Source organism: Saccharopolyspora sp. 6V (assembly GCF_020176785.1).
Lineage (GTDB): Bacteria > Actinomycetota > Actinomycetes > Mycobacteriales > Pseudonocardiaceae > Saccharopolyspora_C > Saccharopolyspora_C gregorii.
Window position 1 is genome coordinate 1 of record NZ_JAIUKB010000229.1, and the last position, 1,646, is coordinate 1,646.

At 73.7% G+C, this 1,646-nt stretch carries 2 protein-coding genes; one reads left to right on the forward strand and one right to left on the reverse strand.

The genetic code is table 11. The features are described 5' to 3' along the window. Window positions 1-48: 48 nt before the first annotated feature. The gene (locus tag LCD35_RS29650) at window positions 49-339 is read left to right on the forward strand and encodes a putative sulfate exporter family transporter (protein ID WP_225045321.1); all 291 of its coding nucleotides are present in this window, start codon (window positions 49-51) and stop codon (window positions 337-339) included. Between the two features lie 111 nt (window positions 340-450). Here LCD35_RS29650 and LCD35_RS29655 read toward each other — a convergent pair whose 3' ends face one another. Beyond that, the gene (locus tag LCD35_RS29655) at window positions 451-1,488 is read right to left on the reverse strand and encodes an amidase (protein WP_308016952.1); all 1,038 of its coding nucleotides are present in this window, start codon (window positions 1,486-1,488) and stop codon (window positions 451-453) included. Window positions 1,489-1,646: the final 158 nt, after the last annotated feature.

Genomic DNA, 1,646 nt, shown 5'->3' on the forward strand with positions numbered 1-1,646 from the left:
GGGGTTATGTTGCGCGGGGGGGGTGTGGGGCCCCGGGTGGGGGGGGTTATGGGGTGGGGGGGGGGGCGGGGGGGGGGGGGGGGGCCGCTGCTGCCGTTGTTCGTGGTGGGTTTTCTGGTGGCGATGGGGGTGCGGGCCACGGGTTGGGTGCCCGCGCCGGTGTTGGGGGTGGCGGCGCAGGTGTCGTCGGTGCTGTTGGCGGCGGCGCTGTTCGCGTTGGGCACGGCGGTGCGGGTGAGCGGGTTGCGGCGTGCGGGGCCGCGGGCGCTGCTGCTGGGGGCGTGTTCGACGGTGCTGGTGGTGGGCACGGCCGCGACGGGGATGCTGTTGGTGGCGTGATGCGCGCGAACGCGGCCCGGCCGGGACGTCCGGTCGGGCCGCGTTCGTCGTCCTGCGCGTGGCGCGTCGGCTGGGCGTGGCCACCTGTTCGTTCTGGCGGGTGAGGGGCCGCTATCGGCGGGGGCGCTGCCAGGGGTGGGCTCGTTCGTAGGCGCGGCAGGCGCGCAGGACGCGGGCGTCGGAGTGGCGGGGTCCGACGATCTGCAGGCCGATGGGCAGGCCGTCGCCGGTGAACCCGCAGGGGATGCTGGCGGCGGGCTGCTGGGTCATGTTGAACGGGTAGGTGAACGGGGTCCACCCGGTCCAGCGTCGGCTGGTGGCGTCGGCGGGTGCTTCGAGGCCGGCTTCGAATGGGGCGATGCCGACGGTGGGGGTCAGCAGCAGGTCGTAGGTCTCGTGGAAGGCGCCCATGCGCTGGCCGAGGAGCATGCGGGTGTTGGTGGCTTCGAGGTAGTCCTGGGCGTCGTAGGTGAGGCCTTGTTCGACGATCTCGGCGAGCCCGGGGTCGAGCAGGGCGCGTTGGGCGTCGGTGAGGTGTTCGACGGATTTGGCGGCGCCGGAGAACCACAGCACGTGGAAGTCCTCGACGGGGTCGTTGAAGCCGGGGTCGGCGTGCTCGACGGTGGCGCCGAGTTCGGCGAAGGTGCGGGCGGCGCGGGTGACGGCGTCGGCGATCTCGGGGTCGACGGTGGCGAAGCCGAGGTCGGTGCTCAGGGCGATGCGCAGGCCGGCGACGCCGTCGTCGAGTCCGTCGAGGAAGGACTGCGCGGGTGGTTCGAGGGCGGACCAGTCGCGGCTGTCGGGTCCGCTGAGCACGTCGAGCATGAGCGCGGTCTCGGTGACGGTTGTGGTCATCGGTCCGGCGTGGGCCATGGTGCCGTAGGGGCTGGCGGGGTAGTGGGGGATGCGCCCGTAGGTGGGTTTGATGGTGCAGATGCCGCAGAAGGCCGCGGGGATGCGCACGGATCCGCCGCCGTCGGTGCCGATGGCCAGGGGCGCCATGCCGAGTGCGACGGCGGCGCCTGCTCCGCCGCTGGAGCCGCCGGGGGTGCGCTCGGGGTTCCAGGGGTTGCGGGTGATGCCGTTGAGGGTGTTGTCGGTGACGCCCTTCCAGGCGAGTTCGGGGGTGGTGGTCTTGCCGACGAACACCCCGCCCTGTTAGCGCCGCCGGGCGACCGCGGGGGCCAGGAACCTGCCCCGCCGCTCTGGCGGGCGAGCGGACCCGCGGGGGGGGCACCCGCCACCCCTCAAACGGCCGCGCAAGCACACCAAGGAACGGCCGCCGACGGCGATGGGCCGGTTCTGGC